A 22,209-nucleotide genomic window follows, 5' to 3' on the forward strand; every position below is an offset into this window, starting at 1 on the left:
GTCAATCCGCGCTAGTACTTGCGCAGGTTCACCGGTCCCTGGCCGCGCAAGCGCGCACGCAGCTCGTTGACGATGCCCAGCATCACCGCGGTGGCGGACTCGGTCGAGGTGCCAAGCGTGCGCACGGCCACCCCGGCGGTGGGCGTCTGTGAGACGCCCACCTGCACCGCTTGGCGCTGCTGCCCGGCAATCCGGTAGGCCACCTCGCGCAGCTGCTCCACCAGCACGGCGTCGATGCGCGCATCCACCGCCAACAGCATGCCCACGTGGGTAGCTTGCTGGAGGTAGAGCTGCGAGTCGATCGACTGGTCGCCAGGCTTCACCCAGAGGTTGTCCAGCACCGCCAGCTTTCCCTCCACCCGCACCTGCGTGCGAAGCCGCAACTGGTCATAGCGGAAGAGCGTGCCGTCCGGGCTCCACCCCGGGGTGAGGATCTCGAACTGCACCAACGAGGCATCGGCGGCCATATCCACCACCAGTTCCTGGCGGTAGCTGGCATCCCGGTAGGCGATCAGCTGGTCGGGCAGGTATTCAAGTACCGCACCGGGGCCCAGGCGCACCAGCATCTCCTGGCTGGCCTCGCCCTGCGGGGTGCGGTAGACCTTGGTGGCCGACTGCGTGGCCAGCAGCAGGCTGCTGCCGGCTTCCACCTCCACCTCGATGCCGTAGCGATCGGCTCCCAGGTACCCGCCGCCGGGGTTAACGATGGTGTAGCAGACCTGCGCGCTGTCATCCAGGTAGTGCGGACGCAGCACCCGCAAGGCACCCTGATGGTACTGCGCGGTGGCGATGTCCTTGCCCGAACGCCGGCCGATGCGCAGCCGCAATTCCCCGACCAGCCGGCCGGCGAACGGAGTGGGAGCCAGCGCCGGGACGCGGCGCGCGGTGGGAGCGGCCACTAGCCCAGATCCGTCATCAGCACGTCGCGGCGCAACCAGCCAATAACCTGCTCCAGTCCTTCATCGGTTTTCAGGTTCGTGAAGCAAAATGGCTTGTCCGCGCGGAACTGCTTGGAGTCCGACTCCATCACCGACAAATCCGCTCCGACGTATGGGGCCAGGTCGGTCTTGTTGATGATGAACAGGTCGGACTTGATCATGCCCTGCCCGGCCTTGCGCGGGATCTTCTCGCCCTGGGCTACGTCGATGATGTAGATGGAGAAATCCACCAGCTCCGGCGAGAAAGTAGCCGAGAGGTTATCTCCCCCGGATTCCACGAAAATGATCTCCAGGTCTGGGTGCTTGGCTTTCAGTTCCTCGATGGCGGCGGAGTTCATCGAGGTGTCCTCCCGGATGGCGGTGTGCGGGCAGCCGCCGGTCTCTATGCCGACGATCCGATCCAGCGGCAGCACCCCATTGGCGGCCAGGATCTTGGCGTCCTCGATGGTGTAGATGTCGTTGGTGATGGCCGCCATGGAGATCTGGCCATCAAGCGCGCGGGTAATGCGCTCAATGAGCTGGGTTTTTCCCGCCCCAACCGGTCCTCCGACGCCAATACGAATTGGTTCCATAACTGTGCTCCTCAAATTATTGGGGCCGCCACTCGGCGGCCGGTGTGCTAGGACATGAACATGCGGGCGCGCAGGTGTTCATGCCGCATTTGCGCGATCTCCAGACCGGGGATCGCGGCGCCCAGATCTTGGTCATCAAGGCTGAAGATCTTCGCCACGGAGCGCGTCACCGGTTCGTGCATGGCCCGCAGTACCCGTTGGCCCGCATTCTGGCCCAGCGGGATCGCGCGGATCGCGTTCTGCGTCAGGCTCGTGACGGTGGAGAACAGATAGCTGTTCACGGTGTCCGCCACCGGGGCTCCGGCCGCGCGGGCACCGAGCGCGAAGGCGATCCCCGGATGCCCGGCGCAGTGCCCGGATTCGACCGCCTGCACATAGCCTTCGAGTTCCTGGCTCGGAGAGACGACGCTAGCCACCGCGAGCATCCGCTTGCCCATTTTGACCGCGGCTTCGCGCAGCTGCCGCGGCAATGCCGCGGCGTGGATCATCGCGTCCAGCTCCATGATCCGCTCCGGACTCATCGCCTCGTGGGCCAGGCGCACCACAAGCCCGTCGGTGTAGCTCAGCGATTGGGTGAGGAACAGCTCCACCCACTTGGCGAAGCTCCCCTCGTCATGCACCTGCCCGTCCGCCAGATAGCTTTCCATCCCGAAGGAGTGGCTGAATGCCCCGGTGGGCAATGCCGAGTCGGAAAGCTGCATCAGGGTCAGCAGGTGCGAGGCGCTAGTGGGTGTGTTCGGCATGGCGGAACGGTACCGGCATCACTCGTTCTTGCCGGTTGTACGGGGTTCGCTGGTGTTCCAGGAAGCCGGACACGGTGTGGTCGTACTGGACCACCATGACCTGAGCCGCGTATTCGGATTCTTCGCCGAAGAATTGCGCCTGCAGGTGGCGGTTGCCCAGCGCGTGGGCGACCTGCCCCATTTCCAGGATGCTGCGCGGGGCGATCACCAGCACATCGGTGGGCAGCACCGACACGGTGATCATTTCGGTGTCCGAAAGATACAGGATATCCCCGTCACGCAGGTCCGGGCCGGGGGCCAGCCGGATCCCCAATTCCCGGTCGTGGTCGCTGGTGACCCGTTGGATTCTCTTGACCAGCGCGGAGCTGGGCAGCACCACCTTTTCGTGGTGCCGGCCGGCGTATCGCTCCGCCGGCAGCTCGTGGACATTGCCCACAAGTTGTTCAATGATCATTGTTCTCCTCTAGAATTTGCCGGGCCGCAAACGGCTTAGAACAGGAAGTAGCGCTGAGCCATCGGCAGGACCTCCGAAGGTTCGCAGGTGGCCAGCTCCCCGTCCACGGTGACCTGGTAGGTCTGCGGGTCAACCAGGATCTCCGGGGTACCGCTGTTATATTTCAGATCCGCCTTGGACAGCTCGCGGATGCCCTGGCAGGCGCGGATCACCTTGCGCAGGCGCAACCGCTCGGGCACGCCCTCGTCGATGGCCGCCTTGGACAGGAAGGTGATCGATGAAGCCTGCACCGCGGTGCCCAAGGCGCCGAAGTTCATGCGCATGGTGCGCGGCTGCGGGGTCGGGATGGATCCGTTTGCATCTCCCATCACCGACTGGATGATCTGTCCGCCCTTGATGATCATCTCCGGCTTGACCCCGAAGAAAGCCGGATCCCAGAGGACCAGGTCGGCGAATTTGCCTTCCTCGACGCTGCCGATGGAGTCTGCAATGCCGTGGGCAATGGCCGGGTTGATCGTGTACTTCGCGACGTAGCGCTTGAGCCGGAAGTTGTCCCCCACCACGCCGTCGCCCTCCAGTTTGCCGCGCTGGCGCTTCATCGCGTCGGCTACCTGCCAGGTGCGCAAGACGACTTCGCCCACGCGGCCCATGGCCTGTGAATCCGAAGAGGTAATCGAAAAGACTCCCATATCGTGCAGCACGTCTTCGGCGGCGATGGTCTCCGGGCGGATCCGCGAGTCGGCGAAGGCCACATCCTCGGGGATGTCGGCATTCAGGTGGTGCGCGACCATCAGCATGTCCAGGTGCTCGTCCACCGTGTTGACGGTGTAGGGAAGCGTCGGGTTGGTCGATGCCGGCAGCACATTGGGCAGCCCCGCCATGCGGATGATGTCAGGGGCGTGGCCGCCGCCGGCACCCTCGGTGTGGAAGGTGTGAATCACTCGCCCGGCGATCGCGGCGATGGTGTCTTCCACGAAGCCGCCTTCGTTGAGCGTATCCGCGTGAATGGCTACCTGCACGTCAAATTCATCGGCTACCTTCAATGAGTTGTCGATGGAGGAGGCAGTCGCGCCCCAGTCCTCGTGGATCTTCAACCCGATGGCTCCCGCGCGCACCTGTTCGGCGAGCGGCGCACGGTCGCTGGCGTGGCCCTTGCCGAGCAAACCGATGTTGATGGGCAGGTTCTCCACCGCCTGCAGCATCCGGGAGATATGCCAAGGTCCGGGGGTAACCGTGGTGGCCTTGGAAGCGTCGGAGGGGCCCGCTCCGCCACCGATGAGCGTGGTGGTGCCGGCGGATAGGGCCACCGGAACCTGGTCCGGGGAGACGAAGTGGATATGGGTATCGATGGCCCCCGCGGTGAGGATCTTGTGCTCGCCGGCAATGATGTCGGTGGCCGCGCCGATGACGATATCCACGCCATCGGAAATATCCGGGTTGCCGGCCTTGCCGATCTTGAAGATATGCCCGTCGCGCAGGGCCACATCCGCCTTGTAGATGCCGGTGTAGTCAAGCACAACGACGTTGGTGATCACCGTATCGGGCACATCCTGGTCACGGGTCAACCGTCCGTTTTGGCCCATGCCGTCGCGGATGACCTTGCCGCCGCCGAAGACGACTTCCTCGCCGTAGGTGGTGTAGTCCTTTTCAATTTCAAGGATCAGTTCGGTGTCTGCCAGGCGGATGGCGTCGCCGGTGGTAGGCCCGTACATTTCCGCATATTGCTTGCGGCTGAGTTCGAAGCTCATCTTTAGCTATCCTGCTCTTCGTCCGGGCCTGGCGTCTGCGATTTCTCGGCCTGCCGGACCTTATGCGGCTTGGGCGGCAAGCTCTCGTCCACCGGGTCCACGCCGAAGGTGGTATGGAAACCAATTGTTTCTTCGCTCTTGTTGGGCAGATCGATATCGTAATCCTCGACTAGATCGGCCTCGACGATCGGGTCGATACCCGCGGTACCGCCAATAGCGTCGGTTTCGACAACCGGGACGGTGCGTCCCAGCGGTCCGTTCACCCGGTCCTGGAAGCCGTGGACTTCGCGTGCGCCAGCGTATTCCACCAGGTGCACGGTGCGCGCATCCCCCGGTTCAAAGCGCACGGCGGTTCCCGCAGGGATGTCCAGGCGGAATCCGCGGGCTGCGACTCGGTCAAAATCCAGCCGCGGGTTGGCTTCTGCAAAGTGGAAGTGCGAGCCGACCTGGACCGGCCGGTCCCCGCGATTGACCAGGTTCAGGATTCGGGTCTGTTGACTCGCATTACAGACGATTGGGTCAGCGGCAAGTATGTACTCTCCCGGTTTCATCTCTACTCCTGTACTTAACGAATCGGATTGTGGACGGTGACCAGCTTGGTCCCGTCGGGGAACGTTGCCTCGACCTGGACGTCGTGGATCATCTCTGAGATTCCGTCCATGACATCCTCGCGGGTCAGGATCGTTGTACCGTAGCTCATCAGATCGGCAACGGTGCGTCCGTCGCGCGCCCCCTCGATAAGTTCGTAGGTAATAACGGCCACCGCTTCGGGGTGGTTGAGCTTCAAACCGCGTTCTTGCCGGCGGCGGGCCAGATCGGCCGCGACGACGATCATAAGCTTCTCTTGCTCGCGGGGAGTTAAATGCATCAGTTCCCTTCCAAATAATTAACAAATTGACGGTAATTTCATGCCGTCGGATTTGCTCTAGGCCAGGTTTTCGACCTGCATTTAAGGCAAGGATAGCAGAGCAAAGTCGAAGCGCTCGGAGCACGGGAATTCGGGAAAGATGTCGCACCACCTGGATTGCACCAACGTTTGTCGCAATAACTACCTACCACCTTGTCAGGTATCAATTAGGGTGGAAAATCAACACCATTTCAGCGCCAGATTTTTGCCGTCCTCCAGGGTATCGGGCGCGGGTAAAAATAATTCTGGCCGCGGGATGGCGAACAAAAATGGTTATTTAGCTGCAGTCCCGATTTGCTGGTGGTCTGAGCAACCGAGGCGCGGGGTTGTGCCGCATTCTTTTGGATGAATGCAAATGCCCGCGGCGCGCCAAAAGCCGGGATCCGATTATTGATGTCGATTCCCGGCTCGGGCGCGGATCACTTGCTACTTTTGCAACGCCTCAACCTGTGCAAAGTGCGGCATTACCTGCTCGATGAACAACTCGATCGAGCGCTTCTTTTCGGCATGGCTGAGCGTGTTGTCGTTCCAGAAGCTGAACTCGGTGACTCCCAGCTCCTCATAACGGCGCAAGCGCTCGACAACTTCGGCAGGGGTGCCGATCATCGCGGACTTGTGCAGGGATTCGGGAGAGAATTCTTCTCGTCCGGCGAATTTTCGATGGGGCTCGGCTCCATGAACCCATCTACCGGATCCTGCTTGTTTCCAAACCACGCTTAGAAGGTGCGGTAGAACTTCTGCACGCCCTCGGCGGCCGCACGCCAGCCCTCCGGCTCTTCTTCAGCGCGACCATCACGTTGCAGCCGTTGGCCACGGCACAGTCATGGGATTCCGGGCTGCGCACGGCAACCCAGACCGGCAGGTCGCGCTGCACCAGATTATTCCTGGGAACTACGCCTGAAAGCGGAAAACCTAAGGATTTGGCCATCTCTGTATACTCTTCAATCCCTTTGAGCCTCGCTGGCTATGGTGTGCGTACATCAGATTCCTTCTACCTGCTCTGCGTTGTTCGCGACCGCTCACTTAGCCAACTGTGCCCCTTCACGTGAGCAGATAGACACCTGTTTCATCCTTCTTTTCCAATTCGGCTGACAAGTTCGCTGATATCGTTTGGCAAGAAGATTCTGGCTGAAGCCCGTTGAACAACTCTTCAATCGCAATGATTGTGGCGGAAATTCGCGAACGCTTCCAGGTCAGAACTCTCACCATTTTCGTGCGCCGCGTTCGTCACGCAGAAGTTTCCAACATCGAACCGATGGTCTACAAGGCCGGTCGATTCTACGACGGCGCAAATCTAGAGACGCTCTAGCACCCGTCAATCAGCCGACCTCCTAGGCACCGTGTCAAACGATGTCAGAACATCGAAGCGGAGAAAATCATGGTCGAAAAAACCCTGGCCGAGGAGTCCAGCAATGCCTCCTCGGCCAAGAAACTAGACATCCCTCTCGGCAAGAAAGCGCACGTGGGCAGCGTATTCTATACCGCCATGATTCTGCTGGCGGGGATCCTGCTCTGGGCTAGCCTTTCACCGGAAAGCCTTGGCCAGCTGATGGCCTCCAGCATGGACTGGGTCACGCGCACCATCGGTTGGAGCTACCTGGTGGTGACCCTAGGATGCATCGGACTCATGATCTTCCTAGGAACGAGCCGCTACGGCGGCATCCGGCTGGGCAGCGAGGATTCACGCCCCGAATACTCCACCTGGGCTTGGCTGGCAATGATCTTGTCCGCCGTAATGGGCATCGGTCTGATCAGCTACGGCGTAGCAGAACCGATCTCGCACTTCATGGCCCCGCCACACGGACTGGAAGACCCCGGCACCCTGAACGCGGCAGTTCGCGCGCTGCAGTTCAGCTTCTTTGACTGGGGCCCGCATGCTTGGGCGGTCTTCGGCGTCTTCGGCCTGGCAATCGGCTACTCCACGCACCGGAAGGGCCGCCCGGGGCTCGTCTCACCGATGTTGCGACCGGTTCTCGGACGCCTCGTGGACGGCTGGTTCGGCAAGCTGATTGACGTGTTTGCCATTCTGGCGACGCTGTTCGGCACCACGACTTCATTGGGTCTGGGCGCTGCGCAAATCGAAGAGGGCCTGAACCGAGTATTCGGTCTTGCCACAGGTGTCGGCGTGCAAATTGTCATTATCGCGGTCATCACCGTCCTGTTCACCTTGTCTGCACTTTCCGGGGTCAATCGCGGCATCAAGTACATCAGCCAGATCACGATGTCATTGTCGGTGCTGCTGGCACTGTTCGTCTTGATCTTCGGCCCCACCAGCTTCATCGGAAACATTTTCTTCCGCTCCGTAGGCCAGTACTTCAATGATTTCTTCCAGGTTTCACTGACTACTCCGACAACAGCTGATGACCTTCAGTGGATGCAGTGGTGGACGTACTTCATGATGGCCTGGTGGCTTAGCTGGGGCGCATTTGTCGGAGTATTCCTTGCCAAGATATCCAAGGGCCGCACCATTCGTCAGTTCGTCGCAGGCGTTTTGGGCATTCCAAGCTTGGTGTTCTTTGCATGGTTCACCATCTTCGGCGCAAGCGCAATCAAGTTCGAAATGGATGGTGCTCCGATCGCGGCGCAAACCTCGGAGAATCTCAACTCCGCGTTCTTCGCGATGCTCGCCGAGCTTCCACTGGTAGAGCTCACCTCCGTGGTGACCATGATCTTGGTCGTGCTGTTCTTCGTCTCCGGCGCAGACGCAAACACGTTTGTTTTGAGCATGATGTCCAGCAACGGGCATTTGAACCCAACGCGTCCGGTTCTGGGCATCTGGGGCATCCTCACCGGCCTGAGCGCAGTGCTGCTGCTGCTAGTTGGCGGGCTCTCTGCCCTGCAACAGGCGGCAATGCTTTCGGCGCTGCCATTTACGATCATCGTGGCGCTACTGGGAATCTCGCTCACGATGGAACTGCGCAGAGATTCAGGTCTCCCGGTTTTGGTTAAATCATAGGATCGATAGTTGCCGAGTTGCTTACGAACTAATGCTCGCGCCGAAGACTAAGGGCCCAATCCTTAGGCATCTACGCCACGGTGGCTCACGCAGAAATGCGCGACGCTGCTGTGGCGGCCTTGCTTTATGCTGCCACTAATCAGATTCAAGTGTTTTTGCGGACCTGCCGAAGGACTGAACTAAGGTTGGGTTCAAAGGTCGGCTACCTAGCCCGGCACCTGAGGTAAAGGAATTCCGCTTGGCTTGGTTTGGACGTAAGAAATCCGTTGATCCGGAGAAAATTCAGCCTGGCTTAGCCCTAGTCCCGCAGCTCGAAGGGCCGGGATTCATCCTGCGCGCTACGAGTGCGCCTGCAGGATTCAAGTCCCGCTCCTTGGCTACTGTTGCGGAAATTAGATTCGAATTGGGCGCCGGGTGGTTCCACCAAGATGATCTGCAACGGTTTTTCGATAGGAAAAATTCAATTGCTGAATCCTGGAATGGCAGCGATACCGAACTTTTCCTCTGCATGGTCTCAGGCGTCGCCAAAGGCTCCATGGCCGATAAAGCGCTATCGGCCCAAGCCGGGCTCCCCGCCGATTCCGCAGTCCTGCTTCGGCCGGCAATCGACGGGCTAGAGATCGTTCTACTGCTTGACTCCTTGCAGTTAGAGCGCATCTCGGTTTGGCTGCAAGCCGTGCCCAAGCTCTAGCGGCTACCGCACAGCAACGGCCAGTTGGACAGAAGACTGCACCAAGCGGTCCCTGCGGATTCAGTTTTCACGCAATTGCCTATCGAGGCCGTGTACCGAATCTTGAACGGTCTAATCGTCTGCGGCGTGAACGTCTTTTTCCCACGCTTCGACCGGACCGGGCACCACACGAAATAGCGGATGAGGCGGCAGCCCGCCGACCTCCCGCGCCATCAGTGCGCTGGCGCTTTCTGGGGCACGAATCTCCAGCTTGCGCAGCAGGTGGCAGTACTCGAAATTCAATTGGCCGCTGGTGACAGCCAGTTGACCGCGGCTCCCTGCTGGCACGGAGTGCAGAATTTTCGTCTGGTCAAACCGGTACCCGCGCTTCAACGATTCATCGTGAAGCCCCTGCAGGTATGCCCCCACCATCCGCAACGGGGCGCCCGACGCCCGGAAGCGGACCAATTGCGGGTGATTTACATAGCCGGCGGTCTGCCCGGCGAGAGTTTTCTGGGCCAGCAGTGTTTCACGCCAGCATGCGACAAGACCCTTGGCATCGAGCAGTTCGGGATGTAGGGACCAGAGGCGCATTCAATGATCCTACGCCGTGGGGAAGTCGATGATTTCGCTGCGGATGAGGAAACGTTTGCCTTCCGGAGCCTCCACGGAAAAGCCCGATCCCCGCCCGTCGACCACATCCACGGTGAGCTTGGTGTGCTTCCAGTATTCGAATTGTTCCTTGGACATCCAAAAGTCGATCTGCCCCAATTCTTCTCCCGTCGCGTCCTTTAGCTCCAGCACCCCGAGCAGGATGTCCGCATTGCCGGTTTTGAAATCGCCTGCCGGATAGCACATAGGCGATGAACCGTCGCAGCAACCACCAGATTGGTGGAACATCAATGGTCCATGGATATTCCAGAGTTTGCGCAGCAATTCCAGGGTCTCGTCCGTAAAGGCGACGCGGGAAAATTCTTCCCCAACGATCGCAGCCCGGGATTCGGTGACGGTGCTCATGGAGTACTCCTTTGCGATAGCGGTTAATTACCGCTGCCCGGATGCAACGATGGTTCGTTGAACCCGGGCAACGGTCCTTGCGGCAAACCCGTTAGGGCCAGTGTCCTACTATTTCTCCAGGTAGTCTATGACCACTCGTCCATCGATTTTGGCGTGACGCATCTCGTCAAAGACCGCATTGATATCTTCCAGTTTCCGGGTGTGGAATGTCGGTTTGATTTTGCCATCCGCATAGAATTCCAGAGCCTCGATCATGTCCTGGCGGGTGCCAACAATTGATCCACGGATGGTCAAGCCTTTGAGCACAATGTCGAAGATTGGTGCGGGGAAATCACCGGCAGGCAAACCGTTGAATACGATCGTTCCACCGCGCCTGGTCATGCCAATAGCCTGCCCAAAGGCTGCCGGGTGCACTGCGGTAACCAGCACACCGTGAGTTCCACCGATCTTTTCCTGGATGACGTCGGCAGGTTCCTGCGCGAACGCGTTGACCGTGATTTCCGCGCCATGCTTGGTCGCCAGCGCGAGTTTCTCGTCTGCCACATCAATGGCAACCACACGCATTCCCATGGCAACCGCGTACTGCACGGCGATGTGGCCCAAGCCTCCGATGCCGGAAATTGCGACCCATTGGCCCGGGCGCACCCCGGTCATCTTCAGCCCTTTGTACACGGTCACTCCAGCGCATAGCACCGGAGCGATCTCATGCGGGTCGGATCCTTCCGGAATCTGCGCGGCGAATTTAGCGTCGACTAGCATGTACTGGCCAAAGGAACCGTCCAGCGAGTAGCCTCCGTTGGCTTGGGACTCGCACAGGGTCTCCCAGCCGGTACGGCAGAACTCGCAGCTACCGCAAGCGCTGGCCAGCCAGGCATTTCCAACCAGGTCTCCAACCGCTACCTCGATGACGCCTTCGCCGATCTTTTCAACTGTTCCCACACCTTCGTGGCCGGGGATCAGCGGAAGCTTCGGCTTGACCGGCCAATCGCCTTCCGCCGCGTGCAGGTCAGTGTGGCAAACACCGGAGGCAATCAGCTTCACCAGGGCCTGCCCTGGGCCGGGCTCGGGAATCGGCGCGTCCTTGATCAGGAGCTCTTCTCCGAAGCCTTCAACGGTTGCGGCTTTCATCGTAGTCATGTAATTTTTCCTTTGCATGGTTTTGGAGGCGTGGGAGCACACGTGCATGTCCGGGAATGAGTCCAATCGTGCCCCGGGCGAGCACCTAGGTGACCCCACGCCTTCGGGGTCTCTTGAATTTTCTAGCGTAGCCGGCGGCAGTGTGCCGGCTTAGAAGAAGCCGAGCTTGTTCTCCGAGTAGGAGACGAGCAGGTTCTTGGTCTGCTGGTAGTGATCCAGCATCATCAGGTGGTTCTCTCGACCGATACCGGAGGATTTGTAGCCACCGAAGGCCGAGTGCGCCGGGTAGGCGTGGTACTGGTTTACCCAGACACGTCCCGCTTGGATATCGCGGCCTGCACGGTAGGCGGTGTTGCCGTTGCGGCTCCAGACGCCGGAGCCCAGACCGTAGAGGGTGTCGTTGGCGATGCTCAGCGCGTCGTCGTAGTCGCTGAATTTCGTCACCGCTACGACCGGCCCGAAGATCTCTTCCTGGAAGATGCGCATCTTGTTCTGGCCCTCGAAGATGGTCGGCTGCACGTAGTAGCCGCCTTCCAGGTCACCGCCGAGTTCCGCCCGGGCACCACCGGTCAGCAGCTTCGCGCCTTCGGCCTTGCCAATATCCAGGTAGGAGAGGATCTTCTCCAGCTGGTCGTTGGAGGCCTGCGCCCCCATCATGACCTCGGTGTCCAGCGGGTTGCCCTGCTTGATGGCTTCGGTGCGGGCGATGACCTTTTCCATGAACTCGCCGTAGATGCTTTCCTGGACGAGTGCTCGCGATGGGCTGGTGCAGACCTCGCCCTGGTTCAACGCGAAAAGCGTGAACCCTTCTTGCGCCTTGTCGTAGAACGCATCAGCCTTGGCCGCGACGTCCTCGAAGAAGATGTTCGGGGACTTTCCGCCGAGCTCCAAGGTGACCGGGATCAGGTTCTCGGAGGCATACTGCATGATCAGCCGGCCGGTGGTGGTTTCGCCGGTGAACGCGATCTTGCGAATGCGCTTGTTGCTCGCCAACGGCTTGCCGCACTCTACGCCGAAACCGTTGACGATGTTCAGCACACCGGCAGGCAGCAGGTCACCGATGAGTTCGGCGAGCACCAGAATCGAGGCGGGGGTTTGTTCGGCGGGCTTGAGGACTACCGCGTTGCCGGCAGCTAGCGCTGGAGCCAGCTTCCAGACCGCCATCAGAATTGGGAAGTTCCACGGGATGATCTGACCGACCACACCCAGCGGCTCATGGAAGTGATAGGCCGTGGTGTCCTCATCCAGCTGCGACAGCGAACCCTCCTGGGCGCGGATCGCACCGGCGAAGTAGCGGAAGTGGTCTACCGCCAGCGGGAGGTCTGCATTCAGGGTTTCACGCACCGCCTTGCCGTTATCCCAGGTCTCGGCGACGGCAAGCATCTCGAGGTTGTCCTCGATTCGATCCGCAATCTTATTCAGGATGACCGCGCGGGCCGCCGGGCTGCTCTTGCCCCAGGCTGGTGCGGCCGCATGGGCGGCGTCCAGTGCTAGTTCGATGTCCTCGGCGGTTGAACGGGCCACTTCGCAGAAGGACTTTCCGGTAATGGGGGTGACGTTTTCGAAATACATGCCCTTCACCGGGGCAACCCACTCACCACCAATATAGTTCTCGTAGCGCGATTTGAAATTGACTAGTGCCCCATCGGTGTTCGGGTTTGCGTAGACGCTCATTGCTTCACGACTCCTTCGTCATCATCCGTGCGGTGGCGGAATGTTTCCGCCACCCGGCCATGAATGTGACTCTAGTCACTCAAAGGTTGCGGTTAGGTTGCATGCCCTGCGCCGCAGCCAAGGAAGTTCAGTGCGGCATGGCCGGAGACGGGGAGTCCACCGCCGCCGGTGCGCCTGCAGCCGGATCGCGCCGCCCGGTGCGCGTGGCGCCGATGCCGGCCAAGATGACCAGCACAATGCCCGCAATGGCCGCCGGACGCGGGATCTGCTGCAAGAAGACCAACCCGACGACCATGGCGATGGCAGGCTCAAGGCACATCAGGGTCCCGAACGCCGAGGCAGTCAGTCGGCGCAGTGCCAGCAGCTCGAGGCTGAAAGGGATGACCGGCAGCAGCAGCCCGAGCCCAAGCCCGATGGCCAGCACCGGCAGGTCCATCCGGCCGATCACCTCCGGGCCCACCACCACCGTGGCGGCAATGGCCGCGATGGGCATCGAGATGGCCAGGGCGCCAATGCCGTCCACCGCATCCCCGGCGCGCTGCGCAAGCAGGACGTAGAGGGCCCAGCAAGCTGCGCCGACCAGCGCGAAAAGCACGCCCGTCAGATCCGCGGAACCCTGCCACGGTTCGGTCAGCCCGAGCACTCCGGCGGCCGCGACTAGCGCCCACCAGCGTCCGCGGCCCCGGCCCTGGATGATGGCGACAGACAGCGGACCCATGAACTCCAGCGCGCTAGCGGTACCCAGCGGGATCGTCTCCACCGCCTTCATGAACGCCAGCGTCATACCCGCGGTGGCCAACCCCAGCAGGGCGCAAATCCCCAGTGTTGCTCGGGAGTAGCGCAGGCGCCAGGGACGGGCAATGGCCACCAGGATGACGGCGGCCCAGGCTAGGCGCAGCCAGGCGACGCCCTCGGAGCCCAGAGTTCCAGCAAGTCCAATCGATGCGGCAAGGCCTAGCTGCACGCAGCCCATCGCGGCAAAGGCCATCAGCGAGCCGGCCCCGGCGGAGTTGGAAGTGTTCGCGGCAGTTGAGTTCATGGCTCCAGTAGAGCCGAGAAAAGCCATCCATGTCCACGCGAGAATCATCAACATATTGTCAATGAAACCTGCACAATGGAACTTATGGATACCCGCCGCCTGCAATACCTGTACGAGCTGGCCCGCATGGGCTCGATGCGGGCCGTCGCGGATGTGCTCGGAACCACCACCTCGACCGTCTCCCAGCAGATCGCGCAGCTGGCCAAGGAAACCGGAGCCCGGTTGCTGGAACCCGACGGGCGCGGCGTCCGGCTCACCCCGGCCGGCCGCCGGCTAGCCGAGCACGCGCAGAGCATTCTTGGCGCAGTCGACGCAGCGAAACTGGATCTGGACCCGGAAGCCGCTCCCTCGGGCACCCTGCGGGTCGCGGGATTCGCCACCGCGATCCGCACCACGCTGATGCCCATTTTCGAGGAGCTGGCGCTAGCGCACCCCGCAGTGAGGATCGTGGTGCTGGAGCACGAGCCCGCCGAGGCCCTGGCCCGGCTGGCGGTGGACGAGATCGATCTGGCCCTGACCTACGACTACAATCTGGCCCCGGACGATGCCGGACCCGGGGTGGAAACACTTCAGCTGTGGAGCACCCCCTGGGGACTAGGGGTGCCCACCACCGACGCCGCGCAGCTGGCCACCGGCGGCAGGGGCACCGATGCCCCGGCGGTGCTGGCAGCTTTCCGCGACCGCGACTGGATCGGGAACTCGCGCAACACCGCCGACGAGTCGGTGCTGCGGCTGCTGTCCTCGATGGCCGGATTCACCCCGGCCATGCGCCACCAGGCCGACAGCCTGGATCTGGTCGAAGACCTGATCCTGGCCGGGCTCGGCGTGGGACTGCTGCCGGAAAACCGGCCCGGGCGGGATGGGATCACGATTCTGCCGCTGCAGAACCCCGACCTGCGGCTGCGCGCCTTCGCCCGGACCCGCACCGGGCGTGGCGCCTGGCCGGCCCTCGCGCTGGTGCTGGAGAAGATCCGCCAGGGACGGCAGCACGGATAATGGAGGCGCCTACGCCTCCAGCTCTTGGACCTCTGCAACAATCAGCGAACGCGCCGGCGAATCGGCTGGCAATTCGCGCAGGGCCGCGCGCAACAGGTCGGCATCGGCCAATTGCCGGCCGAGATTCAGCAGCTGCTGCGGCCGGCCCCGGTCCAGCGCCATTTCGCGCAGCGCCGCTTCGGTCCGATGACGCAGCACCAGGACGCCCGGGGCCTGCGAGCGAACCAATAGTCCGGGTGAATACAATTGCAACGCCGCTTCCAGGTCCCCCAGCTCCAGCGCATCCCACAGTCGACCCAAAGTCGTCTGCAGAGCCCACTGCAGCCGGTAGGGCCGGGAAGTCAGCGTCCGTCCGGGAAGTCCGGCCAGGACCTTGCGCAATCTGACCATTTCGGCGCGCACCGTGCCTTCGGCCGCCGCATCGGGCCGCTCGAAAAGCTCCTCCACCAGCCGGGCGGTATTCATGCCGTCACGGTGCTGGGCCAGCAGCGTGAGAATTTCGGCATGCCGCAGAGAGATGGGCAACGATCCCAGATACACTCCGTCGCAGCGGCCCAGATCCAGATAGTCGGGGTCCGCCACGACCCCGACTCCCGGCAGGAGCAGCTGGGTTTCGGCGGCCATGACGGCCGCTCGCAGCAACGGCATCGAATGCGTAGCGATCGCATCCGGGCCGCCGGTCAGATCGATCGCGCCAATTACCTGTCCGGTTCGCGGGTTCCGAATCGGGACCGCCGAGCAACTGTACTGCTGTGCCTGCTCATAGAGGTGCTCGGCGCCCGATACCTGCGACCCGGAGCCGGTGGCCAGCGCCATTCCGGGAGCCGAAGTCCCCACGGATCTCTCGGCCCAGTCGGCACCCGCCATGAAACCGACCCCTTCGGCCTGGCTCAATGCACCATTGCTGCCGGCAACCCACAGCAAGGTCCCGCCAGCATCGGCCAAGGCGACCAGCAGGTTGGCATCCGTAGCCGCGGGCACGAGCAGCTTTTCGAACACGGGCCAGATGCGCTGCAGCTCGCTGCGCTCGCGCTCCAGGCGCAGCCGCTCGTTGCTCAGCACGGCGGGCTGTTCGACGGCCGTGGCGTGGGCCAATGATCTCTTCCAGGATTCGCGCACATCGCGCCGCAACGGAAGATCACCCACGCCGGTGTCGGGGGCGCCTAAGAGCTCGCGGGCCTGCAAGGCCTGGCGCGACGCGTCAGTCCAATTTATGGCGGGCCCGCTCATATGCCTCCCCTACCCGGATGAATGGATCGCTTTTGCAATTCCACCCAGCTTAGGCGAACTCCGAAGGCTTTAGTAGAGCCTGCCTCGCATTGCATGGAGGGGCCCAAAAACAAGGCGATAAATCATCTAGAATAACGCTGCCCATAGTCGACAAGTAGCCTGAATTCTGGTTGAATTTCCACTTTTCTGCCCATTCCTCTTTACCTTCCCTAAGCATCGGAGTATCGTACAACCAAATGGTTGTATATAAGTTGAGCGAAGAGCAGACGAACAAGGTTTTCCGCGCCTTGGCAGATGCCACACGAAGAGACATCGTGAGGCGAACCCTGCACGCCGAGGTCAGCATCTCCGAACTGGCCGCCAGCTACGACATGTCTTTTGCAGCAGTGCAAAAGCACGTGGCCGCGCTGGAAGCCGCCGGCCTGGTCAGCAAGATCGCACGTGGCCGCGAACGCATAGTTCGCGGGCAGCCGGACACCATCCGGCACGCGCAGGAACTACTCTCATCCCTCGAGGACATCTGGCGCCAGCGCATCAGCCGGCTTGATGATTTCCTCGCCGACGAGACTCCCTAAGGAGCAATCTCATGCCCGTCACATCAGTTGTCAAAGACGCAGAATCCCTCACCCTCACGGTCCACGCCGAATTCCCGGTCAAGGTATCCCGGCTCTGGGATGCCTACCTCGATCCGCGCCAGATCGAGAAGTTCTGGGGACCGGTCGAATATCCGGCTACATTCACCCGTCACGACGCCGCACCAGGCGGCCGCACCCAGTACCACATGACCTCGCCCGAAGGAGAGGAGTTCCACGGCTACTGGGAATGGAACGAAATCGTCGACCAGAAGTTCTTCGAAGTCACCGACGGTTTTGCAAATGCAGACGGCACGCCCAACTCCGAGCTGCCGACCACCCGCACCGTCTTCAGCTTCGACCCGCAGCCAAACGGCACCAAGCTGACCATCACGGCGAATTTCGATTCCGCGGCAGACCTGGAACAAGTCGTCGACATGGGCATGATCGACGGGACGCGTTCGGCCATGAGCCAGATCGAACAGGTGCTGGTGGACCTGCGCAACTATGCCCAAACGTTCGCCACCGAAGCCCAGATTCTTTCGGATACCCAAATTCGGGTTAGCCGCATCATTCGCGGAACCCGCGATCAGGTTTGGCAGGCACACCATGACGCGGCGCTTATGAAGCGCTGGCTGCTTGGCCCCGACGGTTGGAAGATGACCGAATGCGTTCTGCCCGAGTCCGTAGGTGGAAGCTACCGCTACCGGTGGGAACCGGAGACCGGCACCGAGGGGCAGGGCTTCGGCTTCACCGGCGAGCTGCTCGAACGACTGCCCAAGTCCTACGAGCGAACCACCGAACAAATGATCGACACCGACTATCCGCCGACTATCAACGAGTCGACATTCGCCGACAGCAGCGCGGGGACGCTGCTGTCGATTGTGATCACCTATCCCGATGCCCAGACGCGCGACATGGTGCTGGCTACCGGAATGACCGACGGAATGGAGGCGAGCTACGCGCGGCTGGAATCTCTGCTCTGAACGCGATTCGCCCCACATCCGGCGCTCGGGCATCGTCAGATATGAAACACTTGGAAGCATGACTTCCCACAATGTGCGCGCAGGCCTGGATAAGCAGGCCAACCAGGTCCAGGAGATGTTCGATAACGTAGCTCCCCGCTACGATCTACTCAATACCCTGATGACCGGCGGCATCGTGAATTACTGGCGCAAGATCACCACCGAGGCGATCGCCCCCAAGGCCGGCGAGCGCATCCTGGACCTGGCCGCCGGCACCGGCACTTCGTCGATGCCGCTGGCCAAGGCCGGAGCCACGGTGACCGCCTGCGACATGTCCGAGGGCATGCTGGCCGAGGGGCGCAAGCGCTACCCGGAGCTTGAGTTCGTCTACGGTGACGGAACCGACCTGCCGTTCGAGGACAACTCCTTCGACGCGGTGACCATCTCCTACGGTCTGCGCAATATCTCGGACACCGAAAAGGCCCTGTCCGAGATGCACCGCGTCACCAAGCCCGGCGGGCGCATCGTGGTAGCCGAATTCTCCACCCCCACCGTCGCTCCGATCAAGGTGGCCTACCAGCAGTTCCTGCCGCGCGTTATCCCCGCGTTGGGCTACATGGTCTCCTCGAACCCTTCGGCCTACGCCTACCTGGCCGAGTCGATCGCCGCCTGGCCAAACCAGCAGGACTTGGGCCAGAAGTTCATCAATGTCGGTTGGAAGAACGTCGAATTCCGCAACTTGACCGGCGGCATCGTCGCCGTGCACCGCGCCTGGAAGTAAACCTCAGCACTAACCGCCATTCGGCCCGTATCCGCAAATGGATGCGGGCCGAAAGTGCTCGAGCGCACCTTTTCCCGTCCCATCACCTGCTGTTACACTCGATGGCATGGATACCTACTAAGCCAGCCAATGACCAAGCATCATATCTCCGGTGCAATCCGTTCATTTAGGCTACCGGCTTCGGTATCCCTTTTTTATGGCTCCTTTAATTAGTTGAGCCAGTCTCGCGATCCCTAAGCTCGGCAGCCTCGTCACATCCGTGGGAGAGCCACTTATGTCTTCGACTCCGCCGATCACACTGCACAACCTCAGCTTCAGTTGGCCCACCGGCGAGTGCGCCCTCACTAGCTTGGAAGGCACTTTCCCTTCGGGACGCACGGGGCTTACCGGGGCAAACGGCAGCGGCAAATCAACTCTTTTGAAACTCATTGCCGGACAGCTAAGTCCTAGCGAAGGCAGGGTAGAGGCTTCGGAAGAGCTCGCCTACCTGCCGCAGACCCTTACCTTGCATCGGGACACCACCGTGACCGAACTGCTTGGGATCGATAAAACCTATCGCGCGCTGAAAGCTATCGAAGCCGGAAGCGTAGATCCCGAAGATTTTGACGCGGTCGGAGACAGCTGGGATCTGGAGGCCCGGCTGGAGGCCGAACTGAGCCCCTTGGGACTCGGAATGCTGGATCTGGATCGCCAGGTCGGCACCCTATCGGGCGGCGAGGCGATGCTGCTTGCGGTGATCGGCCTGCGGCTAGCCGCACTACCCATCACGCTGCTCGACGAACCCACGAACAACCTCGACAAGCCAACCCGCGAATTGCTGTACGGGCTCGTCCGCTCCTGGAAGGGTACGTTGATCGTGGTCAGCCACGACATCGAAATGCTTGAGCTCATGGATCACACGGTGGAGCTGTACGCAGGAAAACTCAGAGTTTTCGGCGGACCCTACAGCGCCTACCGCGAACAGTTGGAGACCGAGCAGCATGCGGCCGAGCAGGCAGCAAAAACGGCTAGCGCTTCCTTGAAGGTGGAAAAACGCCAACGCGTCGAAGCCGAAACCAAACTCGCCCGCGCCAAACGCAAGGGGCGGGCCGAGCAGCTGGGAGGCGGCATCCCCAAGATTCTGGCCAATCATCTACGCCAAAAGTCCGAAGCCAACGCCGGAAAGATGCGTTCAAACCTCGACGGCAAGGTTGACAGCGCGCAGTCCAAACTCGATCGGGCCGAAGAACGAGTCCGACCGCAAGAGCACATCAATCTGGAATTACCGGACCCGAAACTGCCTGTCGGTAAACAGGTTGCCCAACTGAGTTCGGCCGCCGGAACTCACATCATCCAAGGCCCCGAACGCGTGGCGCTCATCGGTCCCAACGGTTCGGGCAAGACCACGTTGTTGCGGCAGCTGCTCTCCGGGGACGAAGCCGGTGCCGGACCGTCTGGAAGACTCTATCTGGATCGGGTCGGTTACCTGCCCCAGCAACTAACAGGGCTTGACGAAGAGCGTAGTGCCATCGAGAACGTAGGCGAGGTCGCCCCATCGGCTACGCCCGGGCAGGTACGGAATATGCTCGCACGCCTGTTGCTCCGCGGAGCGAGCGTTGACCGTCCGTTGTCTGCGCTTTCCGGCGGAGAGCGTTTTCGCGTCTACCTGGCCTCGCTGCTGCTGGCCGAACCACCCGTGCAACTGCTCATTCTCGATGAACCGACAAATAATCTGGATCTCGAGAGTGTGCGCCAGCTCTGCGAGGCGCTGGCCCTCTATCGCGGCGCCTTATTGGTGGTCAGCCACGATCAGCATTTTCTGGACAAGCTGAATTTGGACTACCTGTTGGAGCTGTCTGCGGAAGGAACCATGGCTAAGTCCTATCCCACGCCGGTTCGGTAGCACCTCGGCGGCGTGTTGCCGGTTTACACTTGATCAAAGCACACCGCCGAGGACCCCGAAAGCAAGTTGAAAATGTCCTACCCCCAGCGCACCGTCGAAGTAGTCACCACCGGCCTGGTCATCGATCAGTCTGCAACTCTGCTCTGGAACGACATCCGACGAGCATTCATTTACGAAACCGGATCCGGCCAGGAGACCCTCACCTGTGCCGAGTTCATGCTGACCGAGGGCTACAGCGTAGAGATCAACAGCCAGATGCCTGGCTGGGATTCGGCTATCGAGCACCTGCCGCAACGCATCGAGAATCTGGTTGACGAACGCTAGGATTCTCATTGACCCGAAGCATCTAGGGTCATAGGCTCGGTGGCGTAATCACCCGCCTCTGCTGGGAGCCTCGATGGCCGAGATTGTCTTGTTTCACCACGTCCAGGGCCTCACGCCCGGCGTACGAGCCATGGCCGAAGAGCTGGAAACCGCCGGCCACCTGGTGCATGCTCTCGATCTCTATGACGGCGCGCTGCCGGAATCCCTTGAGGCCGGACTGCAATTGGCAAACTCAATTGGTGAAGCTGAGATCAACCAGCAGGTCTCTGCCCTGCTCGATTCGCTACCCCAAAACTTGGTGTTTGCCGGCACCTCGTGGGGAGCCGCATTGGCCCAACGGTACGCCCAGCAACGTCCCGGAGCCTTGGCCGCCGTCTTCTTAGAATCATTCGTTGATCTGGATGCCGAATGGGGTTTCGGACCTTGGCCAGCCTCTGTGAAGGCCCAGATCCACGGCATGGACGCCGATCCGTTTTTTGCATCGGAAGGTGACCTGGCAGCCGCTCAAAAATTTGTTGCGGGGCCCGGAACCGGCCTCGCTGAACTCTACACCTACGCGGGAGATCAGCACCTCTTCACCGATAGCTCGCTTAGTTCCTGCGATCCGAAGGCACGGGCCCTGGTTATGGAACGCGTCCTTGGGTTCTTGGCAGCATGGGCATGATGGCACCTAGGCACTGGTTATCCACAGATCTTCTGAAGTAGCCCCAGACTTCTGAAGCTGCTTCTAGGCTAAGCGGACTGGCAACTTTCCACTCAGCTTCCAGGAGCACCCCATGGCCGTCAGCAAGAAACGTCATCAGCACACCCACCGCGAGCGGCGCCGTCAACGCGAACGCTGCGAAGTCCAGGAACGCGCAACTCATCGCCGACATCGCTTCACCGTTGCCGTCAATGATCTGTGCAATGCTGACGGGTACGACGAGGTCCGTGCCGCATTACGCCGGGTGCAGAAGATCGCCCCGGATAAGGAAGAGATGCTTACCAGCGTCCTGAACGCCGAACCAGGGGAACTCTTAGCCGGTCGTCGAGGCTGGAAATCTGTCACCAATAATCTCAACGACGTCGAAAGCGAGTTATGGATCTACACTCCAACCATCCCGAAGGATTGGGATGAATCCTCGGTCGACCAACCCACGACGCTCGTCGTTTGGGAATATGGCTGCTGCGAAATCGTTCCCGCCCTGCGCGGCGGAACACGTGCCCACAAAATCGTCTTCTACGACAATCCGTTCCGCCTCATTCGGGAATTCACGCAGATAGAGAGCTGGTAAAGACTCAGGCCGCCCCGGGCCTGATTCAACATGAAAAAGAACCGGGGTCCACTTGCCTGAGCAAGTGGACCCCGGTTCTTATGTGGTGCGCCCTGCGGGGGTCGAACCCGCGACCAATGGATTAAAAGTCCAGTGCTCTACCAACTGAGCTAAAGGCGCACGGCCGAAGCCAAAATCCATAATACCCGAAGTAGCGATTCATCCTTAATCGAGCCAATTTTCGTGGCGTTGCAAGGGGTCCATGGCCGGCCAGCGGCCGCTCTGGAACGCGCTATCGCAGGTAGTTGCAGACCCCTCATAGTGTCGGTGAAGAATGCAATTCATTGTAGA

General features: G+C 61.0%; 24 protein-coding genes, 1 tRNA gene and 1 pseudogene. 11 read left to right on the forward strand and 15 right to left on the reverse strand.

The features are described 5' to 3' along the window. Window positions 1-11 precede the first annotated feature (11 nt). The 8 genes and pseudogenes from CIK76_RS09980 to CIK76_RS10015 form a co-directional block, all read right to left on the reverse strand. Window positions 12-899: an urease accessory protein UreD gene (locus CIK76_RS09980; RefSeq protein ID WP_255248423.1), complete on the reverse strand. Its 888-nt coding sequence runs from the start codon at window positions 897-899 to the stop codon at window positions 12-14. Continuing rightward, window positions 899-1,510: an urease accessory protein UreG gene (ureG, locus tag CIK76_RS09985; protein WP_096285907.1), complete on the reverse strand. Its 612-nt coding sequence runs from the start codon at window positions 1,508-1,510 to the stop codon at window positions 899-901. Before ureG ends, CIK76_RS09980 begins: the two co-directional genes overlap by 1 nt. A 47-nt stretch (window positions 1,511-1,557) precedes the next feature. Further along, the gene (locus tag CIK76_RS09990) at window positions 1,558-2,253 is read right to left on the reverse strand and encodes an urease accessory protein UreF (RefSeq protein WP_096285909.1); all 696 of its coding nucleotides are present in this window, start codon (window positions 2,251-2,253) and stop codon (window positions 1,558-1,560) included. Next, entirely contained in the window at window positions 2,234-2,707 is a 474-nt protein-coding gene (gene ureE / locus CIK76_RS09995) for an urease accessory protein UreE (protein WP_096285911.1), read from the reverse strand. Before ureE ends, CIK76_RS09990 begins: the two co-directional genes overlap by 20 nt. 35 nt (window positions 2,708-2,742) lie before the next feature. Then, complete coding sequence (gene ureC, locus CIK76_RS10000) at window positions 2,743-4,455, reverse strand: urease subunit alpha (RefSeq protein WP_096285913.1); 1,713 nt, start codon at window positions 4,453-4,455, stop codon at window positions 2,743-2,745. Window positions 4,456-4,709: 254 nt separating this feature from the next. Continuing rightward, window positions 4,710-5,006 (reverse strand): annotated as a pseudogene (locus CIK76_RS19810) (urease subunit beta); the annotation flags it as partial. A gap of 14 nt (window positions 5,007-5,020) precedes the next feature. Next, window positions 5,021-5,323, reverse strand: coding sequence for an urease subunit gamma (locus tag CIK76_RS10010; protein ID WP_096285917.1), 303 nt, complete (start codon window positions 5,321-5,323; stop codon window positions 5,021-5,023). A gap of 465 nt (window positions 5,324-5,788) precedes the next feature. Next, a complete protein-coding gene (locus tag CIK76_RS10015; protein WP_141393527.1) occupies window positions 5,789-6,076 on the reverse strand; it encodes an LLM class flavin-dependent oxidoreductase in 288 nt (95 codons plus the stop codon). 424 nt (window positions 6,077-6,500) lie between these two features. On the opposite strand from CIK76_RS10015, the gene CIK76_RS19390 reads away from it, so the two are divergent. The 3 genes from CIK76_RS19390 to CIK76_RS10025 all read left to right on the forward strand — a co-directional run bounded on the left by CIK76_RS19390 (window position 6,501) and on the right by CIK76_RS10025 (window position 9,009). Next, the gene (locus tag CIK76_RS19390; RefSeq protein ID WP_217990367.1) at window positions 6,501-6,671 is read left to right on the forward strand and encodes a hypothetical protein; all 171 of its coding nucleotides are present in this window, start codon (window positions 6,501-6,503) and stop codon (window positions 6,669-6,671) included. A gap of 69 nt (window positions 6,672-6,740) precedes the next feature. Next, window positions 6,741-8,318, forward strand: coding sequence for a BCCT family transporter (locus CIK76_RS10020; RefSeq protein ID WP_096285919.1), 1,578 nt, complete (start codon window positions 6,741-6,743; stop codon window positions 8,316-8,318). 238 nt (window positions 8,319-8,556) lie between these two features. After that, window positions 8,557-9,009, forward strand: coding sequence for a hypothetical protein (locus CIK76_RS10025; RefSeq protein WP_096285921.1), 453 nt, complete (start codon window positions 8,557-8,559; stop codon window positions 9,007-9,009). Between the two features lie 111 nt (window positions 9,010-9,120). Here CIK76_RS10025 and CIK76_RS10030 read toward each other — a convergent pair whose 3' ends face one another. From CIK76_RS10030 to CIK76_RS10050, 5 genes are all read right to left on the reverse strand, one after another. Continuing rightward, window positions 9,121-9,582, reverse strand: a complete 462-nt coding sequence (locus tag CIK76_RS10030; protein WP_096285923.1) for a pyrimidine dimer DNA glycosylase/endonuclease V — start codon at window positions 9,580-9,582, stop codon at window positions 9,121-9,123. A gap of 9 nt (window positions 9,583-9,591) precedes the next feature. Further along, complete coding sequence (locus tag CIK76_RS10035) at window positions 9,592-10,005, reverse strand: DUF779 domain-containing protein (RefSeq protein ID WP_096285925.1); 414 nt, start codon at window positions 10,003-10,005, stop codon at window positions 9,592-9,594. A 108-nt stretch (window positions 10,006-10,113) separates the two neighbouring features. Beyond that, a complete protein-coding gene (gene adhP / locus CIK76_RS10040) occupies window positions 10,114-11,142 on the reverse strand; it encodes an alcohol dehydrogenase AdhP (RefSeq protein ID WP_096285927.1) in 1,029 nt (342 codons plus the stop codon). A 150-nt stretch (window positions 11,143-11,292) separates the two neighbouring features. After that, window positions 11,293-12,816 (reverse strand): aldehyde dehydrogenase, encoded by a 1,524-nt coding sequence (gene adh, locus CIK76_RS10045; RefSeq protein ID WP_096285929.1) that lies wholly within the window; start codon window positions 12,814-12,816, stop codon window positions 11,293-11,295. Between the two features lie 127 nt (window positions 12,817-12,943). Further along, window positions 12,944-13,855, reverse strand: coding sequence for an EamA family transporter (locus CIK76_RS10050; protein WP_255248424.1), 912 nt, complete (start codon window positions 13,853-13,855; stop codon window positions 12,944-12,946). Window positions 13,856-13,939: 84 nt separating this feature from the next. Between CIK76_RS10050 and CIK76_RS10055 the strand changes: the two genes are divergently transcribed. Beyond that, entirely contained in the window at window positions 13,940-14,851 is a 912-nt protein-coding gene (locus tag CIK76_RS10055) for a LysR family transcriptional regulator (RefSeq protein WP_096286053.1), read from the forward strand. Window positions 14,852-14,860: 9 nt separating this feature from the next. Here CIK76_RS10055 and CIK76_RS10060 read toward each other — a convergent pair whose 3' ends face one another. Then, window positions 14,861-16,081, reverse strand: a complete 1,221-nt coding sequence (locus CIK76_RS10060) for a transcriptional regulator (RefSeq protein WP_096285931.1) — start codon at window positions 16,079-16,081, stop codon at window positions 14,861-14,863. Window positions 16,082-16,317: 236 nt separating this feature from the next. Here CIK76_RS10060 and CIK76_RS10065 point away from each other — a divergent pair, with 236 nt between their 5' ends. The 7 genes from CIK76_RS10065 (at window position 16,318) to CIK76_RS10095 (ending at window position 21,879) form a co-directional block, all read left to right on the forward strand. Continuing rightward, on the forward strand, window positions 16,318-16,656 hold the full coding sequence (locus tag CIK76_RS10065; RefSeq protein WP_096285933.1) for a helix-turn-helix domain-containing protein: 339 nt from the start codon (window positions 16,318-16,320) through the stop codon (window positions 16,654-16,656). 11 nt (window positions 16,657-16,667) lie between these two features. Next, the gene (locus tag CIK76_RS10070; protein WP_096285935.1) at window positions 16,668-17,639 is read left to right on the forward strand and encodes an SRPBCC family protein; all 972 of its coding nucleotides are present in this window, start codon (window positions 16,668-16,670) and stop codon (window positions 17,637-17,639) included. A gap of 58 nt (window positions 17,640-17,697) precedes the next feature. After that, window positions 17,698-18,399 (forward strand): demethylmenaquinone methyltransferase, encoded by a 702-nt coding sequence (locus CIK76_RS10075; protein ID WP_096285937.1) that lies wholly within the window; start codon window positions 17,698-17,700, stop codon window positions 18,397-18,399. A gap of 274 nt (window positions 18,400-18,673) precedes the next feature. Then, window positions 18,674-20,281, forward strand: coding sequence for an ABC-F family ATP-binding cassette domain-containing protein (locus tag CIK76_RS10080; RefSeq protein WP_096285939.1), 1,608 nt, complete (start codon window positions 18,674-18,676; stop codon window positions 20,279-20,281). A 72-nt stretch (window positions 20,282-20,353) separates the two neighbouring features. Continuing rightward, window positions 20,354-20,605 carry a hypothetical protein gene (locus CIK76_RS10085; RefSeq protein WP_096285941.1) on the forward strand — a complete coding sequence of 84 codons (252 nt, stop codon included), beginning with the start codon at window positions 20,354-20,356 and terminating at the stop codon, window positions 20,603-20,605. A gap of 73 nt (window positions 20,606-20,678) precedes the next feature. Next, complete coding sequence (locus CIK76_RS10090) at window positions 20,679-21,269, forward strand: dienelactone hydrolase family protein (RefSeq protein ID WP_096285943.1); 591 nt, start codon at window positions 20,679-20,681, stop codon at window positions 21,267-21,269. A 112-nt stretch (window positions 21,270-21,381) separates the two neighbouring features. Next, the gene (locus CIK76_RS10095) at window positions 21,382-21,879 is read left to right on the forward strand and encodes a hypothetical protein (protein ID WP_096285945.1); all 498 of its coding nucleotides are present in this window, start codon (window positions 21,382-21,384) and stop codon (window positions 21,877-21,879) included. 83 nt (window positions 21,880-21,962) lie between these two features. Here CIK76_RS10095 and CIK76_RS10100 read toward each other — a convergent pair. Next, window positions 21,963-22,038, reverse strand: a tRNA-Lys gene (locus CIK76_RS10100). Between the last annotated feature and the right edge of the window lie 171 nt (window positions 22,039-22,209).

The organism is Glutamicibacter sp. BW80, assembly GCF_002332385.1.
Taxonomy (GTDB): domain Bacteria; phylum Actinomycetota; class Actinomycetes; order Actinomycetales; family Micrococcaceae; genus Glutamicibacter.

Bases quoted from the DNA above. Each gene is read 5' to 3' on its own strand.
- CIK76_RS10090 (WP_096285943.1), top strand. From the start codon at position 20,679: ATGGCCGAGATTGTCTTGTTTCACCACGTCCAGGGCCTCACGCCCGGC.
- CIK76_RS10085 (WP_096285941.1), top strand. From the start codon at position 20,354: ATGTCCTACCCCCAGCGCACCGTCGAAGTAGTCACCACCGGCCTGGTC.
- CIK76_RS10030 (WP_096285923.1), bottom strand. From the start codon at position 9,582: ATGCGCCTCTGGTCCCTACATCCCGAACTGCTCGATGCCAAGGGTCTT.
- CIK76_RS10065 (WP_096285933.1), top strand. From the start codon at position 16,318: ATGGTTGTATATAAGTTGAGCGAAGAGCAGACGAACAAGGTTTTCCGC.
- CIK76_RS10020 (WP_096285919.1), top strand. From the start codon at position 6,741: ATGGTCGAAAAAACCCTGGCCGAGGAGTCCAGCAATGCCTCCTCGGCC.
- ureC (WP_096285913.1), bottom strand. From the start codon at position 4,455: ATGAGCTTCGAACTCAGCCGCAAGCAATATGCGGAAATGTACGGGCCT.
- CIK76_RS10055 (WP_096286053.1), top strand. From the start codon at position 13,940: ATGGATACCCGCCGCCTGCAATACCTGTACGAGCTGGCCCGCATGGGC.
- adh (WP_096285929.1), bottom strand. From the start codon at position 12,816: ATGAGCGTCTACGCAAACCCGAACACCGATGGGGCACTAGTCAATTTC.
- adhP (WP_096285927.1), bottom strand. From the start codon at position 11,142: ATGACTACGATGAAAGCCGCAACCGTTGAAGGCTTCGGAGAAGAGCTC.
- CIK76_RS10050 (WP_255248424.1), bottom strand. From the start codon at position 13,855: ATGAACTCAACTGCCGCGAACACTTCCAACTCCGCCGGGGCCGGCTCG.
- CIK76_RS10010 (WP_096285917.1), bottom strand. From the start codon at position 5,323: ATGCATTTAACTCCCCGCGAGCAAGAGAAGCTTATGATCGTCGTCGCG.
- CIK76_RS10080 (WP_096285939.1), top strand. From the start codon at position 18,674: ATGTCTTCGACTCCGCCGATCACACTGCACAACCTCAGCTTCAGTTGG.
- CIK76_RS10060 (WP_096285931.1), bottom strand. From the start codon at position 16,081: ATGAGCGGGCCCGCCATAAATTGGACTGACGCGTCGCGCCAGGCCTTG.
- CIK76_RS10035 (WP_096285925.1), bottom strand. From the start codon at position 10,005: ATGAGCACCGTCACCGAATCCCGGGCTGCGATCGTTGGGGAAGAATTT.
- CIK76_RS09990 (WP_096285909.1), bottom strand. From the start codon at position 2,253: ATGCCGAACACACCCACTAGCGCCTCGCACCTGCTGACCCTGATGCAG.
- ureG (WP_096285907.1), bottom strand. From the start codon at position 1,510: ATGGAACCAATTCGTATTGGCGTCGGAGGACCGGTTGGGGCGGGAAAA.
- ureE (WP_096285911.1), bottom strand. From the start codon at position 2,707: ATGATCATTGAACAACTTGTGGGCAATGTCCACGAGCTGCCGGCGGAG.
- CIK76_RS10075 (WP_096285937.1), top strand. From the start codon at position 17,698: ATGACTTCCCACAATGTGCGCGCAGGCCTGGATAAGCAGGCCAACCAG.
- CIK76_RS10070 (WP_096285935.1), top strand. From the start codon at position 16,668: ATGCCCGTCACATCAGTTGTCAAAGACGCAGAATCCCTCACCCTCACG.
- CIK76_RS10095 (WP_096285945.1), top strand. From the start codon at position 21,382: ATGGCCGTCAGCAAGAAACGTCATCAGCACACCCACCGCGAGCGGCGC.